The following is a 22,403-nucleotide window of genomic DNA, read 5'->3' as shown; positions in this document are numbered from 1 at the left end:
CATGTCCCGCCTGCCCCACCCCACCGCCGCGCACGACCCCGGCTCGCCCGGCGGCGCCCCGGTCGTCCGCCGTCGCCCGCGTCGTCGTGCCGCCCTCGCCGCGGCCACGGCAGGCCTCGCGGCCCTGGCCGTGGGCACACCCGTCGCCTACGCCACGCTGGGAACCGGATCCTCCGCGGACGCCCGGCCGGCGGCTGCCGCGCAGGGCAAGGCCTACATCGAGACGCGGCTGTTCTTCGGCACCGAACGCCCGGACGGCGGGCCGGATGTGACCGACCGGCAGTTCCTGGCCTTCATCGACGCCGAAGTCACCCCGCGCTTTCCCAACGGGCTGACCATCCAGGACGGCCGGGGCCAGTGGCGGGACTCCAACGGGGTCATCGAGCGGGAGCGCAGCTACGAACTGACCCTGCTCTACCCGGTTTCCGAGGCCCGGCTGCGCGATCCGCAGATCGAGCGGATCCGCAACGCCTACGAGAAGGCGTACGCCCAGGACTCGGTGGCGCGGCTGGAGGAGCGCACGACGGCCGACTTCTGATCCCGGGCATCCCCCAGCCCCCTCGGCTCCCCTCGGACGATCCGCCCGGCACAGCATCCGGGCAGCCCGCCCGGCACAGCACCCGAGCCGTCGGGTACTGTTCCGCGGCCGGTGCCGGGGCACCGGACGTCGACCGCCAGGGAGCACGCCAGATGGGCACGCCCGTACGCCACTTCACCGCGACGACCGAGGAGGGACAGGTCTTCACGGTCAACATCGAGCGGGACTTCAGGTACGACCCGTACCGCGACTTCCTCGTCTGTACGCACTGCGACTGGTCGCCGTCGCTCCTGACGACCCGGCGGCTCCTCGACATGGCCGGGGAGCATCTGGCGTCCGCCCACGGTGCCGGCCGGGGGCTGGCCCAGCAGGACGACGAGTCGTTCCGCAAGGCGCGGCTGATCATGCTGCCCGTCGTCGCGGTGCTGCTGATCGGCCTGTTGGTCTTCCTGAACAGCTGAGCCGCCGGCCGGGTCAGCCGCCGCCGAGTTCCAGCAGCGCGCCCACCGGGTCGGAGTCCGGTGCGGCCCTGGGCCACCATGCGTCATCGCCCGCGTCGGACTCGTAGCCGTACCACCGGCCGTCGTGGCCGAAGCGGAGCTGGAGTGTGCCGCCGGGGTGGGTGAGGTGGTTGCGCCAGGGCTGGAAGCGGGGGAAGCCGGCTGCCGCGAGGGCCGGGCGGGCGCGGTCGAACGGGCCGGCCGGGGGGTCCCACGGTGTCTCCAGGACGGCGAGGCCCTCGGCTCCGCCCTGACGCCAGGCGGCGACGGCCCGGGCCAGGTCGGTGGTGTTGCGGCCGGTGGCGGACGCCAGTTCGCGGTAGAGGGCGCGGGTGCTGGCGGTGAGCCCGGCCGTGGGGCGGGCGGCCGCCAGCCGGACCGCGTCCTGCCACGCGGTGAGCCCGGCGAGCGGGTCGGCGCCGGTGACGAGCAGCGTGTGGGCGCGCGCGGCCGCGTCGGTGGCGAGCTGGTCGAGTGCCAGAGGGTCCCGGGCGCCGGGGAACTCGGGGTACGAGGGCGGCCGGCCCGGATGCGGCTCCACCGGGAAGGGTGCGGGCAGCGGCGGCAGGAAACGGTCGGCGAGCGCCTCCTGCGCGGGTACGGACGGGGTGGCGGGTGGAGCGGGCCGCTCCCGGGCGGAGTGGGCGGCGTTGCGACGGCCGAGGTCCTCCACGAGTGCGCGTTCGCCCCGGCCGCGCAGCAGCAGGAGGACGAACGGGTCGGCGTCCAGGATCCGGGCCATCTGGTAGCAGAGCGCCGCCACGTGCTTGCACGGCCAGCCGCGGTCGGGACAGGAACAGCCTGGGTCGAGGTCGTCCGCCGCGGGCAGCAGGGTGATGCCGGCGGCGGCCGCCGTGTCGGCGAGGGAGTGCGGCATCTCCTTGGCGAGCAGGGCGGCGAGGTGGCCGGGGCGGGCGGCGACCGCGTCGAGGAAGGTGTCCCAGTCGGGGTCGGTGAGCGTGCGCAGCCGGAGCTCGGCGCGGTAGGGCCGGGGGCGGCTGCCGTGCACGTAGGCGACGACACGTCCGGGGGTGACGGTGATCGCGGCGACGTTGCCGCTGTCCGCGTACGCGCGTCCGCGGGCCAGCCGGGGCGCGTCCGTCGAGAGGTCCTCCAGCGCCGTCACCCAGGCCCGGCCCCACCAGCTGTCCGCGAACGGCGCGTCGCCGCCGGAGGTACGCGCCGGCACGGCCTCGAAGGTCCGCCGCAGGTCGTCGGGGCCCGGCCGGGACCGGGCGACGGGCCGCGCTGCGGAAGAGGGGGTCCGGGGGCTCATGACGGCCTCCGGAGCGAGACGAGGTCGGCCAGATCACGGTCGCTGAGCTCGGTCAGCGCGGTCTCGCCGGCGCCGAGCACGGCATCGGCCAGTGCCCTTTTGGCCAGCAGCATCTCGCCGATGCGGTCCTCGACGGTGCCTTCCGCGATGAGCCGGTGCACCTGGACCGGCTGGGTCTGCCCGATGCGGTAGGCGCGGTCCGTGGCCTGCTCCTCGACCGCCGGGTTCCACCAGCGGTCGTAGTGGATGACGTGGGCGGCCCGGGTGAGGTTGAGCCCGGTGCCGGCCGCCTTGAGGGAGAGCAGGAAGACCGGGACCTCGCCGGACTGGAAGCGGTCCACCATCCGTTCCCGCTCCGGCACCGGCGTACCGCCGTGCAGGAGCTGGGAGGGAATGGCGCGCGAGGTGAGGTGGGCGGAGAGCAGCCGGGCCATCGTCACGTACTGGGTGAAGATGAGCACGGAGCCGTCCTCGGTGAGGATCGTGTCGAGCAGTTCGTCGAGCAGGGCGAGCTTCCCGGAGCGGCCGGTGAGGCGGGTGGGCTCCTCCTTCAGATACTGCGCGGGGTGGTTGCAGATCTGCTTGAGCGAGGCCAGCAGCTTCATGATCAGGCCGCGCCGGGCGATGCCTTCCGACGCCTCGATGTACGCCATGGTCTCGCGCACCGTGGCCTCGTAGAGCGTGGCCTGTTCGCGGGTGAGGAAGACGGGGTGGTCGGTCTCCGTCTTGGGCGGCAGCTCGGGGGCGATGCCGGGGTCCGACTTCTTGCGGCGCAGCAGGAAGGGCCGGACCAGCCGGGAGAGCCGCTCGACCGCTTCGTCGTTGGCGATGCCGGCTGCGGTTCCGGTGTTCTCCACGATGCGGGCGTGGCGGGCCCGGAAGGCCTTGAGGGGGCCGAGCAGCCCGGGAGTGGTCCAGTCGAGCAGTGCCCAGAGCTCGGAGAGGTTGTTCTCGACGGGGGTGCCGGTCAGGGCGACCCGGGCCGGGGACGGAATGGTGCGCAGCGCCTTCGCGGTGGAGGAGTGCGGGTTCTTCACGTGCTGCGCCTCGTCGGCGACGACCAGTCCCCAGCTGTGGGCGGCCAGCTCGGCGGCGCTGGAGCGCATCGTGCCGTACGTGGTGAGGACGAAGCCGCCGTCGGGCTCGGCGAGGGTGCGGTCGGTGCCGTGGAACCGCCGTACGGGGACGCCCGGTGCGAACCGGTTGATCTCCCGGTGCCAGTTGCCCAGCAGCGAGGCGGGGCAGATCACGAGCGTGGGTGCGGGGTGGGCGCGGTGCAGGTGGAGGGCGATGAGGGTGATCGTCTTGCCGAGGCCCATGTCGTCGGCGAGGCAGCCGCCGAGGCCGAGCGACGTCATCCGGTCCAGCCAGGCCAGACCGCGCAGCTGGTAGTCGCGGAGGGTGGCGTCGAGGCCGGGCGGGGGTGCGACGACGGTGTCGTCCTCGACGATCCGGGCGCGCAGTTCGGCCAGCGCGCCGACCGGCACCGCCTCGACCTGCTCGCCGTCCACTTCGGCGCTGCCGGTGAGGGCGACGGCGAGCGCGTCCACCGGGTCGAGCAGGCCGAGCTCCCGCTTGCGCGCCTTGCGTACGAGCGCGGGGTCGACGACGACCCACTGGTCGCGCAGCCGCACCACGGGACGGTGGGCCTCGGCGAGCACGTCCATCTCGGCCTCGGTCAGCTTCTGGTCGCCCAGTGAGAGCTGCCAGTTGAACGCGAAGAGCTGTTCGGCGTCGAAGAACGAGGTGCCGTCGGTGGCCGATCCCGGCGCGGGCCGCACGACCGCCTGTGCGGTGAGGGAACGGGCGAGTTCCCTGGGCCAGTGCACGCTCACCCCGGCGGCTGCCAGCCGCGCCCCGCCCGCGCCCAGCAGCTCGTACAACTCGTCCTCGGTGAGGGCCAGTACGTCGGGGACCGGCTGGTCCAGCAGTCGTTCCAGCGGGGCCCAGACGCGGGCGGCGCGGCGCAGGGCGAGCACGGCGTCGATCCGGGCCCGCGGGCCGAAGGGCTCGCCGGCCGAGCCGTTCCACAGGGCAGCCGCGTCGACGACGTAGGTGGGGTCGGCGAGGCTGTGCACCTGGGTGAGGGCGGCGCCGGCGTGCCGCGCGGGTGCCGGTGCGCCTTCGTCCCGGTCCTCTGCCGGGCCGGCCGGGTCCTCGGTGTCGAAGAGCTCGTACGCGGAGAGGTCCAGGCGCAGCGACACCCGGACGCCCGCGTCCAGTCCGGCCGCGACCTCCACGGCCCACTCCCGGACGCCGGGCAGATGGCGGCCCTCCCGGGCGGCGAAGGGCGCGCCCATGGCGAAGGCGGCAGCGGGGGTCCGGGGCAGGGTGTCGGCCACCGCGTCGAGGAAGGAGCTGATGAGCGGCTCGGGGTCGGGGACCTGGAGGGGCGTGCGGTCGGGGAGGGGGATCGCGTATCCCTCGGCGGGCATCGCCGCGGCGACCGCGCGCAGATGGGCGACGTCCTCGGCGTCACGCGGTCCGGCCCGCCAGGCGTCGTGATCGTCGGCGGTCAGCCCGGGCAGCATCCGGCCGCGGGAGACGAGGTGGAGCGCGTGCAGGGTGGCGGCGCCCCAGCAGCGGGTGGCGGGGTGCGCGGACCGCAGGTGGCGGGCCCGGACCAGCAGGGGTACGGCCTCGGCCAGGGGAAGCAGCAGGGCGGGCACCGTGCTCCGGTGAACGGCGCCGTGCTCGCCGAGGCGCCGGACGACGGTGATCTCGGACGTGCGCACGCCCGAACCGTCCGCCTCGGCGGGTCCGGACGTGCCTGCCCCGTTCCCGGTGCCGGGCGCCCACAGGTCCGCCCGGTCGGGCAGAGGGTGTCCTTCCGGGTCCCAGAACGCGATGCGGCCCTCGCGCGGGAGCGCGGCCGGCAGGAAGACCGCGGCGCAGCGCAGCAGGCGGCCGGTGGCCGTGTCGTGCGGTGACGGTGCGATGCCCATCGGCCCCTCCTGCTTCCCGTCCGGGCCCGGTGACGGGCCCTGGTGTCCTCGGTCCTCCGTGCCTGGTCAGCGCGGCCGGCACGGGAACCCTTCGACTCGCGAGTCTAGGCGGGGGGTCTGACAGCGAACCGGCCGCCGCCGTGCCCGCAACTCGTACGGGTCCGGGCGGCGGCCGGAGTGTGACCGGGCGCGACCGGTGTGACCGGGCCGTGCGGCGGACCGGTACGCAACCGGGCCGGGGCCGTGCGGCGGACCGACGCGCTACCAGGACCGTGCGGCGGACCGACACGCGACCAGACCGAGCGGCGGACCGACGCGCTACCAGGACCGTGCGGCGGGCCGGCGCCGGCCGGATCGGCGGGTCAGTGCCTGGCGAGGGGCTTCGAGCCGGTGGCGTGGGGCTGCCCCGAAGCCGGGGCGGGGGCCTCCGGCGGGGCGGGACGCGGTTGGCCGGGGGCCGACGCCGACGGGCTGGAGGGTTCGGCCGACGGGGGCGGGGTGGCGGGGTCGGGCGGGGCGGGCTTCTCCGGCGCGCGGTCCACGGCAGCCTGCGGCGGCGCCGCCTGCTGGGCCCGCTCCAGGAAGCGGAGGAGCTCCACCGGGAACGGCAGGACCAGGGTGGAGTTCTTCTCGGCCGCCACGGCCACCACGGTCTGGAGCAGCCTCAGCTGCAACGCGGCGGGCTGGGTGGACATCTCCGATGCCGCCTCGGCCAGCTTCTTTGACGCCTGGAGCTCCGCGTCCGCGTTGATGACCCGGGCACGCCGCTCACGGTCGGCCTCCGCCTGGCGGGCCATGGAGCGCTTCATGGTCTCCGGCAGCGAGACGTCCTTGATCTCGACCCGGTCGATCTGCACACCCCATCCCACCGCGGGACTGTCGATCATCAGCTCCAGGCCCTGGTTGAGCTTCTCCCGGTTGGAGAGCAGATCGTCGAGATCGCTCTTGCCGATGATCGAACGCAACGACGTCTGCGCCATCTGCGAGACGGCGAAGCGGTAGTCCTCCACCTCGACGACCGCGCTCGCCGCGTCGACCACCTTGAAGTAGATGACCGCGTCCACCCGCACGGTGACGTTGTCCCGGGTGATCCCGTCCTGCGCCGGCACGGGCATGGTCACGATCTGCATGTTGACCTTGCGCAGCCGCTCGACGCCGGGCAGCACCATGGTGAATCCGGGCCCGCGCACATCGTTGCGCAGCCGGCCGAGCCTGAGCACCACGCCCCGCTCGTACTGTTTGACGACCTTGGCGGCGGCCGCCATGTACACGGCACCTGCCGATACCGCCGCGACCGCTGCGACCACGAGCTCCTGGACCATGACGGCCCCCTGCCATCCGGGCACACCGTAACGAACGTCTATCTCGCACCGAACAATGCTCTAATGCCACGTTATGCCCCCTTTGGCCGACGGGCGAACCTCCGCCCGCCCTCCCGTCCCCCGCCCGGCCGTCTCCCGGATGCCGGGCCCGCCGGGAGCGGGCAGGGTGACCAGCGTCAGCACGTCGCTCCGCCGCGTACGGGGACGGCGTGACGGAGTGCGTACGGATGAGCCGGACGAGACAGACGAGGACCCGCCCATGCCCGTGATCGACCACCGACGCCGCCGTCTCGGCATCGCCGCCGGGACCGCGCTCCTGACCCTCACCGTCGCAGGCTGCTCGGGCCTCGGCCGGACCGCTGTCGGTCCGGTCATCTACACGACCGAGCGGGACGCCGTGATCATGGTGAACAGTCCCTCGGTGAAGGGATGCCACCGGCTCGCCCCCGCGGGAGCCAAGGAAGTGGTCAACGAGACCCTGATCGACATCATCCTGTACCGCACACGGGACTGCACCGGACCGGGCACGACGTACCTGGCGACCACGCTCTCCGACGTCAACGCGCCCAGCGCACTGCCGTGGCGCAGCTTCACCACCGTGCACTGATCCACCGGGCACTGATCCACCGGGCGCCGACCCGCCGGACACGGGTGCGGACGTGCACCGGGCGCGGCCACGACGGGTCGCGCGCCCGGTGCACACGTCCGCACCGGTGTCCGCCTCACGCACCGCGGCGGACGCGCGCGAGCAGTGCCGCCGTTCCGCCCCGGCGCTCCCGGGCGATGAGGGCCATCACCACGATGAGCAGCGCGGGCATCACCGCGTTCGGCGGGTCGAGCAGCGTCAGCTGGACGATCGAGGCTCCGGCCAGCAGCCCGCAGAAGGCGAGGGCCGCCACCCCGGCGAGGACGGGGACCAGCAGCGCGACGGCTCCGGCCGTCTCCAGGCCTCCGATGACGTACATCGCACCGTGGCCCCAGCCCATCCGGTCGAAGGACTCGACGGCGGACTCATGGGCGATCAGCTTGGCGACTCCGCTGAAGCCCAGGAACAGGGCGAGAACGTAGCGCGACACGCTCAGCGCGACGGCACCCCGCCCACGGCGACCGGCCGCGTCGATGGAAGCAGGAGCGGGACCGGCCGCGGCAGCCGCGGAAGCGGGAGCAGGACCGGCTGCGGGCGAAGCGGGGGCGGCGGACGGGGATGCGGGCGTCGTGATCTCGGCCATGGTGACGGTCTCCTCGGGGAAGCGGTGCGCGGTGTCGCTCACACCAGGTCAGACCGGTCCCCCGCCGAGAACTCATCGCGGAGCCGCCCGCGGATTCGCTCTGGCACCGCACTACTTGGGCACAGCCCTCACCCAGACGCCGTCCTCGGTGAGATAGCGGTCCACCCGCAGCCCGGCCGCGTCCAGGTGGCCCTCGAACTGCTCCTTGGACAGCGGCCGCGAGAGGAAGGTCTGCGTCCAGCGCGCGTCCGGGAACTCGTACACGCAGAGCACCGAATCCACCCCGTCGCCGACGGGTTCGGCGGAGACGATCCGGATCGTGTATCCCGCCGGGTGGACGCGCTCGCGTGGCAGGCCGACGCGGGAGTCCTCGCTCTCGCGCTGGATGAGGACCAGTCCGCCGTCGCGCACGTATCTGCGGCAGGTCCGCAGCAGCCCGTCCCGCACCCGGTGGTCGCCCGAGTGCACCAGGAACGACGCCAGCATGACCACGTCGAAGGTCTCCTCGCCGAGGTCCAGCGACTCGATGGGGCTGCACACCGTGCGCGCGCCGCGCACCTGCTCCAGCATCCGCGCCGACTCGTCCACCGCCGTGACGTCGAATCCGCGCTCGATCAGAGGATGCGTCACCCGTCCCGCACCGCTGCCCAGTTCCAGAACGCTCGATCCGGCCGGAACGGCTGCGGCGATCACATCCGGTTCGTCGTTGACGGCCAGTCGTCGGTACAGCTCGACCGCGCAGCCGTCCGGGGTGATCTCGCCGGGCCCCGTCCCCGAATAGCCCTCACGTACCACTCGTCCGCTCATACCCGGCCGAACGAACGGTCGGCTGCCGCCGTTCCCCGCCACCCCCCGAACGGTTGCCCCGAAGGCCGCCGCCGTTCCCCGCCTCATACCGAACGACGCGCGACCAGCGCCGCGTTGAGGTGCTGGAGGTCCATGGGCCGGGCCGGCGAGAGGCCGGTCAGGCGGCCGATACGGCGGATGCGGTAGTCGACGGTGTTCGGGTGGACGTGCAGGGCGGCGGCCGCCGCCCTGCGGTCCAGGCCGTGCGCGAGATACGTCTCCAGCGTGTGCAGCAGCTCCGGTTTGGCCTCCAGCGGACGCAGAAGCCGCGCGAGTCCGTTCAGGGCCTCGCTCGGCCTGCTCAACTGGTACTCCAGCAGGACGTCGGCCAGGCGGTACAGGCCCGCGGGCCGGCCGGTGCGGGCGACGAGACCGACGATCTCGGCATTACGGGCCACGGCCTCCGGCACCGCCGCCGGTTCCGTGGTCTCGGCCGCCGCGGTGACCGGCACGCCCGCGGCCCGGGTGGCTTCGGCGATCAGGCCGGCCAGCCCGCCCGGCCCGTCCCACGGCGGCGGTTCGGCGACGGGCAGCAGGACCGTGCCGCCGGTCTCGTCGAGAGCGGTCAGCGCGGGCGTACCGGCGAACCGGTCCAGGGCCGCGCGGATCCGGCGGATCTTGCGGCGGGCCGCCACGCCCGCACCGGGCCCCGGGGCCTGGCCCACCTCGTCGTCGTGCGCGCCGAGCGCGAGCGTCATCGCCAGATACCGGGCGGCCGGGCGCAATCCGGTGCGACGGGTGAAACCCTCCAGGTCCTCACCCGTCAGCAGGGCGGCCATCAGGGCGTGCCGGCCGCCGTGTTCCTGGCTGTCGAGGATCTGCCGGGCCTCCAGATACGCGCTGCTCACCGCGGAGGTCAGCTGCTGCTGGAGGACCATGATGCGGTTCATGATCTCCAGGACGGCGGAGAGGTCACCGGGGCCGGCGTCCTGGGCGGTCTCCTCCCAGCACATCGCGATCCCCACCTGATACGCGGTGAGGATGGCGTCCAGCGGTACGCCCTCCTCGGCCCGCTGCGCCGCCGAGTCGCGCTGCTGGGCCAGTTCGGTGTCGGTGGCGGGTCTGCGGTGTTCGACGACATCGGCGAAGAGCCGCAAATTGTGCTGGACGATGTCCGCGATGTCGCCCGCGATCTCCTCGTGCGGCAGCTCCGCGTAGACCGGCAGATCGCTGAGGAGCCGGTCGACGACACGCGTGGTCAGGGCGGGGGCGCGGGCCCGCAACTGGGCGGCCACCGGGCGCCCCCCGATGCACAGAGTCGGTCGAGCACCGGCTCCGCTCCACGCCTCCGGGGCCCTCACGGCGGCCCGCTCTTTGTCATGCGTCACAAAAGCCCCCGCGGAAGTCTGCGTTACCCACCAGTTAAACGACGGCGTCCGAGTCTGCATGATGACCGGCGACACCCGCCATGCCTCGCCCGCCCCCCACCGGAGGTTGCCGTGAACTCAGCGCGTTCTCACACACTCTGTCGGATCGTCAGAACATCAGCAGCCGCGATCGCCCTGGCCGGTCTGGGCCTCGCCACCGGCGCGTCCGGCACCGCGGCGGCGGCCGACGACACGACGTCGTACGTCGCACTCGGCGACTCGATGGCCTCCGGACCCCTCATCCCGGACATCACGGGTCCCGTGGCCTGCGGGCGCTCCACGCACAACTACGCGCACGAGCTGGCGGCGAGCATCGGCGCCTCGCTGCGCGACGTCACCTGCAGCGGAGCCAAGTCCAAGCACATGACGGAGAAGCAGTCGCTCTCCCTGCTCGACATCCCGATGGGCTCGGCGGCGCCGCAGTTCGACGCGCTGCGCCCGGACACCGACCTGGTCACCCTGACGATCGGCGGGAACGACGCGGGTCTGGTCGGCATCGCACAGGACTGCATGCAGCTCGACCCGACCGCCACCCCGTGCAAGGACAAGCTGACCGAGGGCGGGGTCGACCAGGTCGCGCAGCGCATCGCGGAGTTCGCGCCCCGGCTGGCCGCCGTACTGGACGGCATCCACCAGCGGTCGCCGCAGGCCCGGGTGATCGTCACCGGCTACGGGCTCTACATCAAGCCGGGAGGCTGCTGGCCGCTGCAGCCCGTGCTCCCGGTGGACGCCGACTTCCTCCAGGGCAGCGTCGACCGGATGAACGCGGTGATCGCCGAGCAGAGCGCCGCACACGGCGCCGAGTACGTCGACGTCGCCACCCCCAGCAAGGGCCACGACGCCTGCCAGGCCCCCTCGGACAAGTGGGTCGAGGGATACGTGCCGACCGCGGCGGCCGCCCCGCTGCACCCCAACCGGCAGGGTGAGGCGGCCTACGCCCGCATCATCGGCGCACACCTCCAGGGGAGCTGACCCGTGCGGCAGCGGCTGCTCCACGGCCTGCTCGCGGCGGCGCTCGGCGCCGCCGCCCTGCTCGCCCCGCCCGCCCACGCGGCCCGGGCGGGCCACCCCTCGGCGACCGGCTGCGATCCGCTGGCACCCGTGGAGTGCCTGCTGCCGTTCCCCAACGACTGGTACACCCGGCCGGACCCGGCCACCGGCACGGGCCGCCGGGTGGACTTCGCCGCAGCGGCGCTGCCCCGCGCCACGAGCGGGCTTCCCATCGACCCGGCCGCCTGGAACCGGTCCGACGGCTTCTCCCCCGGCTCCGCCCTGATCGCCCAGGTGCCGGGCCTGGACCTGGCGGCGACCGGCGCGGCCCCGCTCACCGACCTCGGCCGCTCCCTCGACGAGAACGCCCCGGTCGTCCTCCTGGACACCACCACCGGTGAGCGGTGGCCGTACTGGGCCGAACTCGACGCCAACGCCTCCGATCCGGCGCGCCGGGCCCTGCTGATCCACCCGGCCCGCAATCTCCAGGACGGCCACCACTACGCCGTGGCCCTGCGCCGCCTCAGGGACTCCACCGGCCGGACGATCCCGGCGGGCACCGCGTTCGCCGCCGTCGCCGGGCGGCGGCTGCCGGCCCATGACCCGCTGCGCGCCCGCCAGGACCGGCTCACCCCGGCCCTCACGGCCCTGCGCAGGGCCGGGGTGAGCACCGAAGGACTCAACCTGGCCTGGGACTTCACCGTCGCCTCCACGCGCAGCCTGACCGGCGACCTCTTCACGATCCGCGACGACGCGTTCCGCCGCCTGGGCAACCGCTCCCCCGGCTTCGCCGTCACCGGCGTCACCGACTTCACCGCCGCCCAGGACGCCCGGATCGCCCGCGAGGTCACCGGGCAGATCACCGTACCCAGCTATCTCGCGCTGCCCGGCGGCCCGTCCGGTTCCGTGCTGAACCGCGACCGCGACGGGGTCCCCCGCAGGCTGCCCCTCAACACCCAGCTCGCCTCGTTCCGCTGCGAGATCCCCCGGTCCGCCTTCCGCCGCCCCTCCCACCCCTCGCTCTACGGGCACGGGCTGCTCGGCTCCCGCTCCGAGGTCGGCGCGGGCAACGTCAAGGACATGGCCGCCGAACACAACTTCACCTTCTGCGCCACGGACTGGATCGGCATGGCCAAGGAGGACATCCCCGTCGTCCTCGCCGCGCTGGCCGACCCGAACCTGTTCCCTGCCGTGCCCGAACGCAGCGAACAGGGCATGCTGAACGCCCTGTTCCTCGGCCGCGCCCTGATCCACGCCGAAGGGCTCGGCACCGACCCCGCGTTCCGTACCGCCGAGGGCCGCCCGCTCGTCGACATCCGGCACGGTCTCGCGTACGACGGCAACAGTCAGGGCGGAATCCTCGGCGGCGCCCTGGTCGCCGCCTCGCACGACATCCGGCGCGGGGTCCTGGGCGTCACCGCCATGAACTACGGACTGCTGCTGAACCGCAGCGCCGACTTCGCGCCGTTCCAGCAGGTCCTGGACGTCGCCTACCCGGACAAGCTGCACCAGCAGCTCGTCCTCCAGCTGTTCCAGATGGTGTGGGACCGCGGTGAGACGAACGCGTACGCGAACCACCTCACCGACCACCACCAGGTGCTGATGCACATCGCCTACGGGGACCACCAGGTCGCGAACGCCGCCGCCGACGTCCAGGCGCGCACGATCGGTGCCCGCCTGCTGTCCCCCGCGCTCACCGCCGGCCGGAGCCCGGACACCGTCCCGTACTGGGGCATCCGCCGCGTCGATGCCGGCCGACTGCCCTACCGGGGCTCGGCCATGACCGTCTGGGACAGCGGAACCCCCACGCCTCCGCTCACCAACACCCCGCCCGCCGGACCCGCGTACGGGCACGACCCGCACGAGGATCCCCGCAACTCGCCCGCCGCACGTCAGCAGAAGGCCACCTTCCTGACCACCGGCCGTGTCATCAATGTCTGCGGCACCCATCCGTGCACCGCCACGCCCACCTCCTGACGCCCCCATCCCCGTCGGCAACAGACGGGGAACAGACAAGGAGCACCATGCGTACGCACCGCATCGCCGGAGCCGCCGTCGCGGCAGCCCTCCTCGCCGGAACGGCACTGGCCCCGTCCGCACTCGCCGCACCGCCCGCCGCCACGGCCACCGCACAGGCCGCGGTCCCGTTCACCTCGGCCGGTGCCGTGCGCGCGGCCGACGGCGGCCACACCCTCTCGTGGGCCTCACCGGCCGCCTCGGTGTCCGTCACCGCCGTCACCTCCCCCGACGCCACGGCCGGTGTCGCGCTCGGCACGGCCCCGGGCACCGGTTCGCTGACCGTGCCCGCCGGAACGCTCCCGGAGGCCGGGCGCTGGTACTTCCGCCTGGTTCCGGACGGCGGCAGCCCGCTGGTCGTCGCCGACCGCTCCCTGGGCCTCGCCTCCGCCCGCAACTTCCGTGACATCGGCGGCTACCGCACCACGGACGGCCGCTGGGTGCGCTCCGGCCTGGTCTACCGGTCCAACAAGCTCAGCAGCCTCACCGACGCCGAGCAGCAGCGGCTGGTCTCCCAGCGCCTCACCCTCGACGTGGATCTGCGCAACATCCAGGAGCGCGTCGAGGCACCCGACCGGCTGCCCGCCGGCGTCACCTACCAGGTCGCCGACGTGGTCTCGTTCAGCCACGGCATCCGGTTCCACGACTCGGCCCTGATGACGCTGGCCGAGGCCATCGCGGCCGGTCTCTTCTCCGGCTCCTCCGACCTCGGCCAGTCCATCGGCTACCCGTTCATGGTCAACTTCGTGGGCGCCGACTACGCGTTCCACGACCTGGTCACCGCCGTCGCCACGAACAGCTCCGGGGCCACGGTCTTCCACTGCAGCGCGGGCAAGGACCGCACCGGCTGGGGGACCGCCGTCCTGCTCACCCTGCTGGGCGTCCCCAGGGCCACCGTCGAGGCGGACTTCCTCGCCAGCAACCAGTACACCGGTGACCCCGAGGCCGTCGAACTGAGCTGGCTGCGCGCGGCGTTCGCCGAGGTCGACCAGATCTACGGCACCTTCGACGCCTACGTGCGCGACGGGCTGAAGCTCGACGCGGCGACCGTGGAGACGCTGCGCGCCAAACTGCTGACCGGCTGACCGGCCCGCCCGGTCAGCATCCCGGGTAGCGGCCCTCCGGCCACTCGGGGGCATGCTCGAACTCCAGGGACAGGTCGTCGGCCACCTCGGCGATCACGGCCCGTCCCTCGGTACGCACCAGCCACGACGGCGGAAGGCAGGTGTCGCCGTGGTGAGCCCCGAGCAGATTGCCGCAGACCGAGCCGGTGGAGTCGCTGTCGCCCGAGTGGTTGACCGAGAGGAGCAGCGACTCGCCGGCCTGGCCGCGCCCCGGCAGGACCAGAGCGCAGTACACGGCGATGGCCAGGGCCTCCTCGGCCACCCAGCCGGCGCCGAGCGACTCCACCTTCCCGGCGCTCGGCGAACCCTGCGCGGCCAGCTCCACGGCGCCGCGCAGGGCGGCGGTCGTCTCCTCGTGCCCCGGGTGCCGGGCGAGCAGGGCCATGGCGCGCAGGACGGAGCCCGGCAGGGAGTCGCCCTCCAGCAGATGGGAGACGATCGCCGCGAGCGCTCCCGCGGCGTAGGCGCCTGTTGGGTGGCCGTGGGTGATCTGCGCGCACCGGGCTGCCAGCGCGAAGCTTCCGGCCGCGCCCTGGCCGGTCAGGCCGAAGGGTGCGGAGCGCATCACCGTTCCGCAGCCCTTGGAGCCGGTGTTGACGGGGCCCGGCTCGCCGACCGGGCCTCTCGGGTCGGGAGTGTGCCCGGCCGCGAGGCCGGTCAGACAGGCGTTTCCGGGGGCCCGGCGTGCGTACAGCCAGGGCTGCTGCCTCAGCCATCCGGTCCGGACCGGGTCGTCCCCGCCGCGGACCGGCGGCGCGGGATGGTTCTGGGTGTCCAGCCAGCGCAGATAGGCGTGCTTGATGATCGCCGTCTCGGCGCCGCCGATGCCCTTGGACATGGCCCGGGAGTGCGCCCTGATCAGCCCTTCGGCGGTGAAGAGGGTCATCTGGGTGTCGTCCGTGACCCGTCCGACGACCCCGTCCTCGTCCGCGGTGAGGCCGCGTACGCCCTGCTCCCCGTGCGCCCGGCGGATGCCGGCGAGCGACAGGAACTCCACCGGGTTTCCCAGTGCGTCCCCGATCGCCCCGCCCAGCAGACATCCGCGGATGCGGGACCTGCGGGCTGCGGAGTCCCCCCATGCTGTGCCGTCCACGGCCGTCCCCCACTCTCTTCCGTCGGAACGCCGCACACGCGCCGTCGCGGGTCCATGCTGGTAGGAGAGGCGATCGCCATGCGTACCGGTAGTGAACCGACGACTGCCCGCAGTTCCCTGCGGATGCGGCTCTGGCTGAGTCTATGGGGCCTGGCCTGGGCCGTCTTCGGCCTGGCGGCGTTCACCTGGACCGGCAGGCCGGGATGGGCGGCGGCCTGCGGGGTGCTGCTCGTGCTGGTGCTGGTGGACCTGACGGTGATCGTCCGCCATCTGCACCAGGGCCCGCACTACCAGCCGGGCCGCTCCATCCCGCCGTACGAACCCGATCACGGGGGCCGGGGGAGGTACGGGCACTGAGCGCGGGAGCCGCTCAGCCCTCCGCGTCGAAGCGGGCCGCCTTCAGGTACTCCGGGTTCGGGTCGAGCGCCGCCGCCAGCCGGAAGTGGCGCGTGGCCCGCTCCGGATGGCCGGACCGCTCGAAGGTGCGGGCGAGGGCGAAGTGCGCGAAGGCGTTGTCCGGTTCCCGCTCCAGGACCAGCTCGAACTCGAGCTCGGCGGGGCGCAGCTGGGCCGCCGCGAAGAAGGCGCGGGCGCGCAGGAGCCGGGCCGCGGTGTTCTCCGGGTGGGCGGCGATCACCGAGTCGAGCAGCTGGACCGCGCCACGGGGGTCGCGCGCCGCGAGCAGTTGCTCGGCCGCGCGGAAGTCGATGACGTGGGTTTCGGGGTTCCTCTCGGGCACGGTCACATCCTTCCCTCGTTCACCGTCGGGTGAACGTCTGCCCCTCAGATGAATGCCGGCTCCACCGTCAGGTGAACGTCTGTCCGGCCGGCGCTGTTCCGGCGCGGGGTCTTCTCGGTGCGGGTCTTCTCGGTGCGGGGAGTTCTGGGCTCCTGGCAGGGAGCGCCGGGGTCTCAGCCGGCCGCGGCCCGCCGCTCCAGTTCCGCCCAGACCTCGCGGACCTGCGGTTCCAGGGCTTCGATCGGTCCGTCGTTGTCGATGACCAGGTCGGCCACCGCACGCCGCTGCTCCCGGGTGGCCTGTGCGGCCATCCTGGCGCGTGCCTCCTGCTCCGTCATCCCGCGCAGGCGTACGAGGCGGTCGAGCTGGGTCTCCGGCGCCGCGTCGACCACGATCACCAGGTCGTAGAGCGGGGCGAGGCCGTTCTCGGTGAGCAGCGGTACGTCGTGGACGACGACGGAATCGGGCCCCGCGGCGCGTTCCAGCTCGGCGGAGCGGGCGCCGACCAGCGGGTGGACGATCGCGTTGAGGGCGGCCAGGCGCTCGCTGTCGGAGAAGACGACCGAGCCGAGCTTCGGCCGGTCCAGGGTCCCCTCGGGAGTGAGGACGCCGGTGCCGAACTCCCCGACGACGGCGTCGAGCCCGGGGGTGCCGAGCTCGACGACCTCGCGGGCGATCCGGTCGGCGTCGATGAGGACGGCTCCGTATCCGGCGAGCATCCGGGACACTTCGCTCTTGCCGGCTCCGATACCACCGGTCAGGCCCACTTTCAGCATGGGCGGCAGCCTAGTGCCCGCCGCCCGCCGCCGCGGAAAGAGGTCCGAACCGGCTCAGCTGTCGCCCTCCCGCTCCGCCAGGAACTTCTCGAATTCGAGACCGATCTCGTCGGCGGAGGGCAGGTCGACCGGCTCGGCGACCAGGTTGCCGCGGGTCTCCGAACCCGCGACGGCGTCGTACTGGTGCTCAAGGCCCTCGACCAGCGAGACGAGCTCTTCGTCGCCCTGGCCGATCTGGCGGTCGATCTCCGTCTGGGTCCGGTGCGCCTCGGTACGCAGGGAGTGGGCGACGCTCGGCAGGACGAGTCCGGTCGCGGCCGTGATCGACTCCAGCGCGGTGAGCGCGGCGTCGGGGTAGGCGGAGCGGGCGACGTAGTGCGGCACATGTGCGGCGACGCCCAGGACGTCGTGTCCGGCCTCCATCAGCCGGTACTCGACCAGCGCCGCGGCGGAACCGGGCACCTGCGCCTCGTCGAACGGGCTGCGGTGGCCCGGCATGAGGTCGGTGCGGTTGCCGTGCGGTGTGACGCCGACCGGACGGGTGTGCGGAACGCCCATCGGGATGCCGTGGAAGGTGACGGCGAGCCGGACACCGAGCCGCTCGACGATCTGCTCGACGGCGGCGGCGAACCGCTCCCACTCCACGTCCGGCTCGGGGCCGGACAGCAGCAGGAAGGGGGCGCCGGTGGCGTCCTGGACGACACGGACGTCCAGGGTGGGAGCCTCGTACGACGCCCAGCGGTCGCGCTTGAACGTCAGCAGCGGGCGCCGTGCGCGGTAGTCGACGAGGCGGTCGTGGTCGAAACGGGCCACGACCTGATGGGGCAGCGATTCGAGCAGCCCGTCGACGATCTGCTCACCGGTCTCACCCGCGTCGATGTATCCCTCGAAGTGGTAGAGCATGACCAGACCGGCCGACTCCTGGGCGAGCGCCATGTCGACGACAGCCAGGCCCTTCGGCTCCCATTCGTACAAACTCTGCGGATCAGGCACGGTTACCGCTCCTCCTTGTGTTCCTGAAGAAGAACGTCCCGGGGGGCACGGGCATTCCCGCCCGTGCCCCTTCACATGGTGTTTACCCAAGTACCCGCGTGTGCAGTGCCGTGACGGCCTTCCGTGCGGAGGTGAACGCGCCGTGCTGCCAGGCGTCGGCGTAGCTCAGGTAGTCGCCGGCGAAGTAGACCCGTCCCGCTGCCTGGTTGAGCGGCGCGAACACCGGGGCGTCGGGGCCGCCGGACAGGGAGTGCCAGGAGGCCTCCAGGTACGGCGTCTGGCGCCAGTGGTGGGAGAACGAGGTGGCCAGTTCCGTACGGTACTTCTCGCCGTGGATCTTCACGCCCTGCGCGACGGCCCGCGCCTCCCGCTCGCGCGGGGTCAGGGCGGCGTACGCGTCGGCGTTGGAGCCGGTGTTGTAGTAGCCGATGAGGGTGCCGCGGCGGCCCTGGTGCCCGTAGGACGGGTACCAGATGTGGGCGAGGTCCATGTCCGTCTCGGTGATGCCGCCGTAGATCTGGTGGTCGCTCTCCCACCAGCGGCTGCGGTACTCCAGCCCGATCTTGCCGGCCGAGGACGGCTTGCAGGCCTCCAGTGCGGTCTGGACGGCCGGGCCCAGGTTGTGGGCCGTCTTGGCGAGGATGTTGGGCGGCAGGGCGGCGACGCAGTAGTCCGCCTCGATGCTGCGGGTGCGGCCGGACTGCGTGTAGGTGACGGTGACGCCGTGGGCGGTGTCGGTGATCTCCGTGACCGCCGCGCCGGTTCGGATCCTGCGCTCGCCGATCGCCCGGGTGAGCGCGGCGGGTATCCGGTCCATGCCGCCGACGGGCTGGAACATCAGCATCGCCTGGTCGTACTCGAACTCGAAGGCGAAGTAGCGCCCGACGCCGCTGGCGAAGACCTCGGACGCCGAGGGAACGGAACCGAGTTCCTCCCCGGGGGTTCCTGCGGCAGCGGGGTCGACGCGGTAGCCGCGCCGGGGGCTTCCCGTGTAGTCGAGGGTGTCGCCGATGTCGCCGAAGTCCTTGAGGAAGTCGAGCAGCCGTTCCTGGTCGTCGGCGGTGATCTGCCGGTCGAGCGCGCCCTTGTCGGTGGCCTTGGAGAGGAGTTCGGCGACGTAGCCGTACACATCGGCCTTGGCGGTGCGGTAGCGCACCGGGGCCTTCATGCCCGCCCTCTCGTTGTAGAGGTAGGCATTGGCGTTCACGTTGGTGAACACCTCGATGGGAACGCCGAGTTCGCGACAGTAGTCGAGGGTGACCATCCACTGCGGTATCCGGCCGGGGCCGGCGTTCATGTACTGCCCGTCGGAGAACCGTGCCGTCTGTGTGACGCCGTGGATGTCGGTGGTGGAATCCCCGCCGCGCACGGTGAAGTTGCGGCCGCCCGTACGGCTGCGGGCCTCCAGGACCGTACAGTCGTAGCCCGCCTTTCCGAGCTCGTAGGCGGTGGCGAGGCCGGCGATGCCGCCGCCCACGACGACCACCTTGGCCGCCCCTTTGCCCTTCAGGTGGAAGTCGCCGCTGCTGGGAGCGCGATAGGCGGGTTCGCGGTTTGCGGCCTGGGCGGTGGGGGCGAGGCCGAGTGCCCCCATGGTGGCGAACATCGCGCCCGCCCCGCCGGAGAGCCCGACGTTGCGGAGGAAGGTACGGCGGCTCGCGCCCGGCGTCGCGGGCGAGTGGTGCGAAGCATGCGTCATGTCCCGGCTCCCCTTCGGATCTTGAGGTTGCCGGGATCCTGGCAAGGGTGTGTTACGAGCCGTCAGCTGTTCGTGTATCCCACACGTTTCCCTGCGTTCACCACACCCCGAACCCCGCGGACAATGGTCCAGACCTTGACATGCCCGCACCCCATCCCTACCGTCACTGGGCAGCAAGTTCAGACACTCGCCCCACATTCATGTACGAGAACGTCCTGAACCTTTCACGGGAAGGCACCCCCATGCGCACCCGCACACCGGTCCCCGCCCTGCTGGCCACCGCCCTCGCCACCGGCATGCTCGCCCTCGCCTCCGCCGGTACGGCAAGGGCCGCGACGGTCATCGAGGTGAGCACCGCCGCCCAGCTCAAGTCGGCACTCACCGCGGCCGTTCCCGGCGACACGATCCACCTCGCGGACGGCACGTACACCGGCAACTTCAAGGCCCTCGTACCCGGAACGGCCTCCGCGCGCATCACCCTGACCGGCTCCGCGGGGGCGGTGCTCACGGCCGGCGGCGGCTACGGGCTGCACCTCAACGGCGCCTCGTACTGGACGGTGCGGGGCATCACCGTCACGGGCGGCCAGAAGGGCATCATGGCCGACGGCGCCAACGGCGTGGTCATCGACTCGGTGACCGTACACAACCTGGACATGGAGGGCGTCCACTTCCGCAGGTCCAGCAGCGACGGCATCATCCGCAACTCCCGGATCTACGACACCGGGCACGACGGCCGCGGCATGGGCGAGGGCGTCTACGTCGGCACGGCGGGCGACCTCTCCGACCGGAGCGACCGGGTACAGATCCTGGACAACACCATCGGGCCGGGCGTCGGCGGCGAGAACGTCGACATCAAGGAAGGCACCACGGGTGCCCGCATCATCGGGAACACCTTCGACGGCAGCGGGCTGACCGGCGCCAACTACGACGACTCCTGGGTCGACGTGAAGGGCAACGGCGTCCTGGTCCAGGGCAACCACGGCTCCCGTACGACCGACAACGGCTACGAGACGCACACCCAGCAGAGCGGCTGGGGCTGCGGGACCGTCTTCAGGGACAACGTCTCGGACCTGTCCGGTTCGACGGGCGCCAAGCGGCTCGCGGTCAACGTCACCAACTACAGCGCGAGTTGTCCCACGACGGTCCACGCGAGCAACACCGTGACCGGCGGCAACGGCCTCACCAACATCGCCGTCACCCCGTAGCGGTTCGCCGGAAGAACGAATGAGGCCCGCCCCCCGAAGGGAGCGGGCCTCACCGTCATCTACTGCAGCCGATGACCGGCCGGAAGGTCAGAGCGTCAGCTCTGGCCGCCCGCCAGCTTCTCGCGCAGGGCAGCCAGGGCCTCGTCCGACGCCAGGGCGCCGGAGTTGTCCGCGGACTCCGAGGAGTACGAACCGCCGCCACCGCTGCCGCCCGAGGCAGCCGGAGCGCTGCCGGCCGGGGCAGCAGCGCCCTCGGCCGCAGCGGCCTCGTCGGCCTCGCGGGACTTGATGACCTGGGCCTGGTGCTGCTCGAAGCGCTGCTGCGCCTCGGCGTACTGGGTCTCCCAGACCTCGCGCTGAGCCTCGAAGCCCTCGAGCCAGTCGTTGGTCTCGGGGTCGAAGCCCTCGGGGTAGATGTAGTTGCCCTGGTCGTCGTACGACGCGGCCATGCCGTACAGGGTCGGGTCGAACTCGACCGAGGCCGGGTCGCCACCGAAGGACTCGTTGGCCTGCTTCAGCGAGAGGCTGATGCGACGACGCTCGAGGTCGATGTCGATGACCTTGACGAAGATCTCGTCGTTGACCTGGACGACCTGCTCCGGGATCTCCACGTGGCGCTCGGCCAGCTCGGAGATGTGGACCAGGCCCTCGATGCCCTCGTCGACGCGCACGAACGCACCGAACGGAACGAGCTTGGTGACCTTACCGGGAACAACCTGCCCGATCTGGTGCGTGCGGGCGAACTGCTGCCACGGGTCTTCCTGCGTCGCCTTGAGCGACAGGGACACGCGCTCGCGGTCCATGTCCACGTCGAGAACCTCGACGGTGACTTCCTGGCCGACCTCGACAACCTCGGAGGGGTGGTCGATGTGCTTCCAGGACAGCTCGGAGACGTGCACGAGACCGTCGACGCCACCCAGGTCCACGAAGGCACCGAAGTTGACGATCGAGGAGACGACGCCGGAGCGGACCTGACCCTTCTGGAGGGTCGTGAGGAACGTCTGGCGGACCTCGGACTGGGTCTGCTCGAGCCAGGCACGGCGGGACAGGACCACGTTGTTGCGGTTCTTGTCCAGCTCGATGATCTTGGCCTCGAGCTCCTTGCCCACGTACGGCTGGAGGTCGCGGACGCGGCGCATCTCGACGAGCGACGCCGGCAGGAAGCCACGGAGGCCGATGTCGAGGATGAGACCACCCTTGACGACCTCGATGACGGTACCGGTGACGATGCCGTCTTCTTCCTTGATCTTCTCGATGGTGCCCCAGGCACGCTCGTACTGAGCGCGCTTCTTCGAGAGGATCAGGCGGCCTTCCTTGTCCTCCTTCTGGAGAACCAGGGCCTCGATCTCGTCGCCGACCTTGACGACCTCGTTCGGGTCGACGTCGTGCTTGATCGAGAGCTCGCGGCTCGGGATGACGCCTTCGGTCTTGTAACCGATGTCGAGGAGGACCTCGTCGCGGTCAACCTTGACGATGACACCGTCAACGATGTCGCCGTCGTTGAAGTACTTGATCGTCTCGTCGATCGCGGCGAGGAACGCGTCCGCGTCGCCGATGTCGTTGACCGCAACCTGCGGAGTGGTGGCGGTGGTCTCGGTGCTGCTCGTCATGTGGGAAAGGGCTCCGGTACGGACAGTGAGTCGAAGTTACTGCTACGCCGTGAGCCCGTATCGCCTCTGCAGAAGCCGGACAGCCTGGGAAGCGCCGGCCCCGATGAACCGGGAGGCGCCTCTCGTGAACCGAGG

20 protein-coding genes are annotated in these 22,403 nt (G+C 72.2%); 8 read left to right on the top strand and 12 right to left on the bottom strand.

From position 1 onward, the window contains the following. Window position 1: 1 nt before the first annotated feature. On the top strand, window positions 2-538 hold the full coding sequence (locus ACIQMX_RS22425) for a DUF3574 domain-containing protein (protein ID WP_402480508.1): 537 nt from the start codon (window positions 2-4) through the stop codon (window positions 536-538). A gap of 152 nt (window positions 539-690) precedes the next feature. Next, window positions 691-999 (top strand): hypothetical protein, encoded by a 309-nt coding sequence (locus tag ACIQMX_RS22420; RefSeq protein ID WP_363078547.1) that lies wholly within the window; start codon window positions 691-693, stop codon window positions 997-999. Window positions 1,000-1,012: 13 nt separating this feature from the next. Here the strand turns inward: ACIQMX_RS22420 and ACIQMX_RS22415 are convergent, their stop codons facing one another. The 3 genes from ACIQMX_RS22415 to ACIQMX_RS22405 form a co-directional block, all read right to left on the bottom strand. After that, window positions 1,013-2,314, bottom strand: coding sequence for an SWIM zinc finger family protein (locus ACIQMX_RS22415; RefSeq protein WP_402480504.1), 1,302 nt, complete (start codon window positions 2,312-2,314; stop codon window positions 1,013-1,015). Next, entirely contained in the window at window positions 2,311-5,259 is a 2,949-nt protein-coding gene (locus ACIQMX_RS22410) for a DEAD/DEAH box helicase (protein WP_402480501.1), read from the bottom strand. The genes ACIQMX_RS22415 and ACIQMX_RS22410 overlap by 4 nt, the downstream gene beginning before the upstream one ends. A 362-nt stretch (window positions 5,260-5,621) precedes the next feature. Next, window positions 5,622-6,581 carry a slipin family protein gene (locus ACIQMX_RS22405; protein ID WP_402480498.1) on the bottom strand — a complete coding sequence of 320 codons (960 nt, stop codon included), beginning with the start codon at window positions 6,579-6,581 and terminating at the stop codon, window positions 5,622-5,624. A gap of 259 nt (window positions 6,582-6,840) precedes the next feature. Here ACIQMX_RS22405 and ACIQMX_RS22400 point away from each other — a divergent pair, with 259 nt between their 5' ends. Further along, window positions 6,841-7,188, top strand: coding sequence for a hypothetical protein (locus ACIQMX_RS22400; RefSeq protein WP_148015848.1), 348 nt, complete (start codon window positions 6,841-6,843; stop codon window positions 7,186-7,188). A gap of 115 nt (window positions 7,189-7,303) precedes the next feature. Here ACIQMX_RS22400 and ACIQMX_RS22395 read toward each other — a convergent pair whose 3' ends face one another. From ACIQMX_RS22395 to ACIQMX_RS22385, 3 genes are all read right to left on the bottom strand, one after another. Next, a complete protein-coding gene (locus ACIQMX_RS22395) occupies window positions 7,304-7,852 on the bottom strand; it encodes a DoxX family protein (RefSeq protein ID WP_402480495.1) in 549 nt (182 codons plus the stop codon). A 69-nt stretch (window positions 7,853-7,921) separates the two neighbouring features. After that, window positions 7,922-8,617: a class I SAM-dependent methyltransferase gene (locus tag ACIQMX_RS22390; protein ID WP_402480492.1), complete on the bottom strand. Its 696-nt coding sequence runs from the start codon at window positions 8,615-8,617 to the stop codon at window positions 7,922-7,924. A gap of 83 nt (window positions 8,618-8,700) precedes the next feature. Beyond that, a complete protein-coding gene (locus ACIQMX_RS22385; RefSeq protein WP_402480760.1) occupies window positions 8,701-9,912 on the bottom strand; it encodes a PucR family transcriptional regulator in 1,212 nt (403 codons plus the stop codon). A 183-nt stretch (window positions 9,913-10,095) separates the two neighbouring features. Between ACIQMX_RS22385 and ACIQMX_RS22380 the strand changes: the two genes are divergently transcribed. From ACIQMX_RS22380 to ACIQMX_RS22370, 3 genes are read left to right on the top strand one after another with little or no spacing between them, the layout of a single operon-like run. After that, window positions 10,096-10,995 carry an SGNH/GDSL hydrolase family protein gene (locus tag ACIQMX_RS22380; protein ID WP_363078129.1) on the top strand — a complete coding sequence of 300 codons (900 nt, stop codon included), beginning with the start codon at window positions 10,096-10,098 and terminating at the stop codon, window positions 10,993-10,995. A 3-nt stretch (window positions 10,996-10,998) separates the two neighbouring features. Next, a complete protein-coding gene (locus tag ACIQMX_RS22375) occupies window positions 10,999-12,990 on the top strand; it encodes a hypothetical protein (RefSeq protein WP_402480489.1) in 1,992 nt (663 codons plus the stop codon). Window positions 12,991-13,037: 47 nt separating this feature from the next. Beyond that, complete coding sequence (locus ACIQMX_RS22370; RefSeq protein WP_363078125.1) at window positions 13,038-14,114, top strand: tyrosine-protein phosphatase; 1,077 nt, start codon at window positions 13,038-13,040, stop codon at window positions 14,112-14,114. A gap of 13 nt (window positions 14,115-14,127) precedes the next feature. Here the strand turns inward: ACIQMX_RS22370 and ACIQMX_RS22365 are convergent, their stop codons facing one another. After that, window positions 14,128-15,246, bottom strand: coding sequence for an ADP-ribosylglycohydrolase family protein (locus ACIQMX_RS22365; RefSeq protein ID WP_363078123.1), 1,119 nt, complete (start codon window positions 15,244-15,246; stop codon window positions 14,128-14,130). Window positions 15,247-15,324: 78 nt separating this feature from the next. Between ACIQMX_RS22365 and ACIQMX_RS22360 the strand changes: the two genes are divergently transcribed. Beyond that, on the top strand, window positions 15,325-15,603 hold the full coding sequence (locus ACIQMX_RS22360) for a DUF6343 family protein (protein WP_363078121.1): 279 nt from the start codon (window positions 15,325-15,327) through the stop codon (window positions 15,601-15,603). Between the two features lie 13 nt (window positions 15,604-15,616). Here ACIQMX_RS22360 and ACIQMX_RS22355 read toward each other — a convergent pair whose 3' ends face one another. The 4 genes from ACIQMX_RS22355 to ACIQMX_RS22340 all read right to left on the bottom strand — a co-directional run bounded on the left by ACIQMX_RS22355 (window position 15,617) and on the right by ACIQMX_RS22340 (window position 19,360). Next, window positions 15,617-15,985: a tetratricopeptide repeat protein gene (locus tag ACIQMX_RS22355; protein ID WP_350988721.1), complete on the bottom strand. Its 369-nt coding sequence runs from the start codon at window positions 15,983-15,985 to the stop codon at window positions 15,617-15,619. A 173-nt stretch (window positions 15,986-16,158) separates the two neighbouring features. Next, on the bottom strand, window positions 16,159-16,761 hold the full coding sequence (gene coaE / locus ACIQMX_RS22350; RefSeq protein ID WP_402480483.1) for a dephospho-CoA kinase: 603 nt from the start codon (window positions 16,759-16,761) through the stop codon (window positions 16,159-16,161). A 54-nt stretch (window positions 16,762-16,815) separates the two neighbouring features. Further along, window positions 16,816-17,754: a PAC2 family protein gene (locus tag ACIQMX_RS22345; RefSeq protein ID WP_363078117.1), complete on the bottom strand. Its 939-nt coding sequence runs from the start codon at window positions 17,752-17,754 to the stop codon at window positions 16,816-16,818. A gap of 82 nt (window positions 17,755-17,836) precedes the next feature. After that, window positions 17,837-19,360 carry a flavin monoamine oxidase family protein gene (locus ACIQMX_RS22340; protein WP_402480757.1) on the bottom strand — a complete coding sequence of 508 codons (1,524 nt, stop codon included), beginning with the start codon at window positions 19,358-19,360 and terminating at the stop codon, window positions 17,837-17,839. A 335-nt stretch (window positions 19,361-19,695) separates the two neighbouring features. Between ACIQMX_RS22340 and ACIQMX_RS22335 the strand changes: the two genes are divergently transcribed. Further along, on the top strand, window positions 19,696-20,658 hold the full coding sequence (locus ACIQMX_RS22335; RefSeq protein ID WP_402480480.1) for a nitrous oxide reductase family maturation protein NosD: 963 nt from the start codon (window positions 19,696-19,698) through the stop codon (window positions 20,656-20,658). Between the two features lie 95 nt (window positions 20,659-20,753). Here the strand turns inward: ACIQMX_RS22335 and rpsA are convergent, their stop codons facing one another. Further along, complete coding sequence (gene rpsA / locus ACIQMX_RS22330; RefSeq protein ID WP_136330605.1) at window positions 20,754-22,268, bottom strand: 30S ribosomal protein S1; 1,515 nt, start codon at window positions 22,266-22,268, stop codon at window positions 20,754-20,756. Window positions 22,269-22,403 lie beyond the last annotated feature (135 nt).

Origin of the sequence: Streptomyces sp. NPDC091416, from assembly GCF_044756845.1 — a bacterium.
Lineage (GTDB): Bacteria > Actinomycetota > Actinomycetes > Streptomycetales > Streptomycetaceae > Streptomyces.
This window is presented reverse-complemented; position numbering and strand designations above follow the sequence as displayed.

Bases quoted from the DNA above. Each gene is read 5' to 3' on its own strand.
- ACIQMX_RS22425 (WP_402480508.1), top strand. From the start codon at position 2: ATGTCCCGCCTGCCCCACCCCACCGCCGCGCACGACCCCGGCTCGCCC.
- ACIQMX_RS22420 (WP_363078547.1), top strand. From the start codon at position 691: ATGGGCACGCCCGTACGCCACTTCACCGCGACGACCGAGGAGGGACAG.
- ACIQMX_RS22415 (WP_402480504.1), bottom strand. From the start codon at position 2,314: ATGAGCCCCCGGACCCCCTCTTCCGCAGCGCGGCCCGTCGCCCGGTCC.
- ACIQMX_RS22410 (WP_402480501.1), bottom strand. From the start codon at position 5,259: ATGGGCATCGCACCGTCACCGCACGACACGGCCACCGGCCGCCTGCTG.
- ACIQMX_RS22405 (WP_402480498.1), bottom strand. From the start codon at position 6,581: ATGGTCCAGGAGCTCGTGGTCGCAGCGGTCGCGGCGGTATCGGCAGGT.
- ACIQMX_RS22400 (WP_148015848.1), top strand. From the start codon at position 6,841: ATGCCCGTGATCGACCACCGACGCCGCCGTCTCGGCATCGCCGCCGGG.
- ACIQMX_RS22390 (WP_402480492.1), bottom strand. From the start codon at position 8,617: ATGAGCGGACGAGTGGTACGTGAGGGCTATTCGGGGACGGGGCCCGGC.
- ACIQMX_RS22370 (WP_363078125.1), top strand. From the start codon at position 13,038: ATGCGTACGCACCGCATCGCCGGAGCCGCCGTCGCGGCAGCCCTCCTC.
- ACIQMX_RS22360 (WP_363078121.1), top strand. From the start codon at position 15,325: ATGCGTACCGGTAGTGAACCGACGACTGCCCGCAGTTCCCTGCGGATG.
- coaE (WP_402480483.1), bottom strand. From the start codon at position 16,761: ATGCTGAAAGTGGGCCTGACCGGTGGTATCGGAGCCGGCAAGAGCGAA.
- ACIQMX_RS22340 (WP_402480757.1), bottom strand. From the start codon at position 19,360: ATGTTCGCCACCATGGGGGCACTCGGCCTCGCCCCCACCGCCCAGGCC.
- ACIQMX_RS22335 (WP_402480480.1), top strand. From the start codon at position 19,696: ATGCGCACCCGCACACCGGTCCCCGCCCTGCTGGCCACCGCCCTCGCC.
- rpsA (WP_136330605.1), bottom strand. From the start codon at position 22,268: ATGACGAGCAGCACCGAGACCACCGCCACCACTCCGCAGGTTGCGGTC.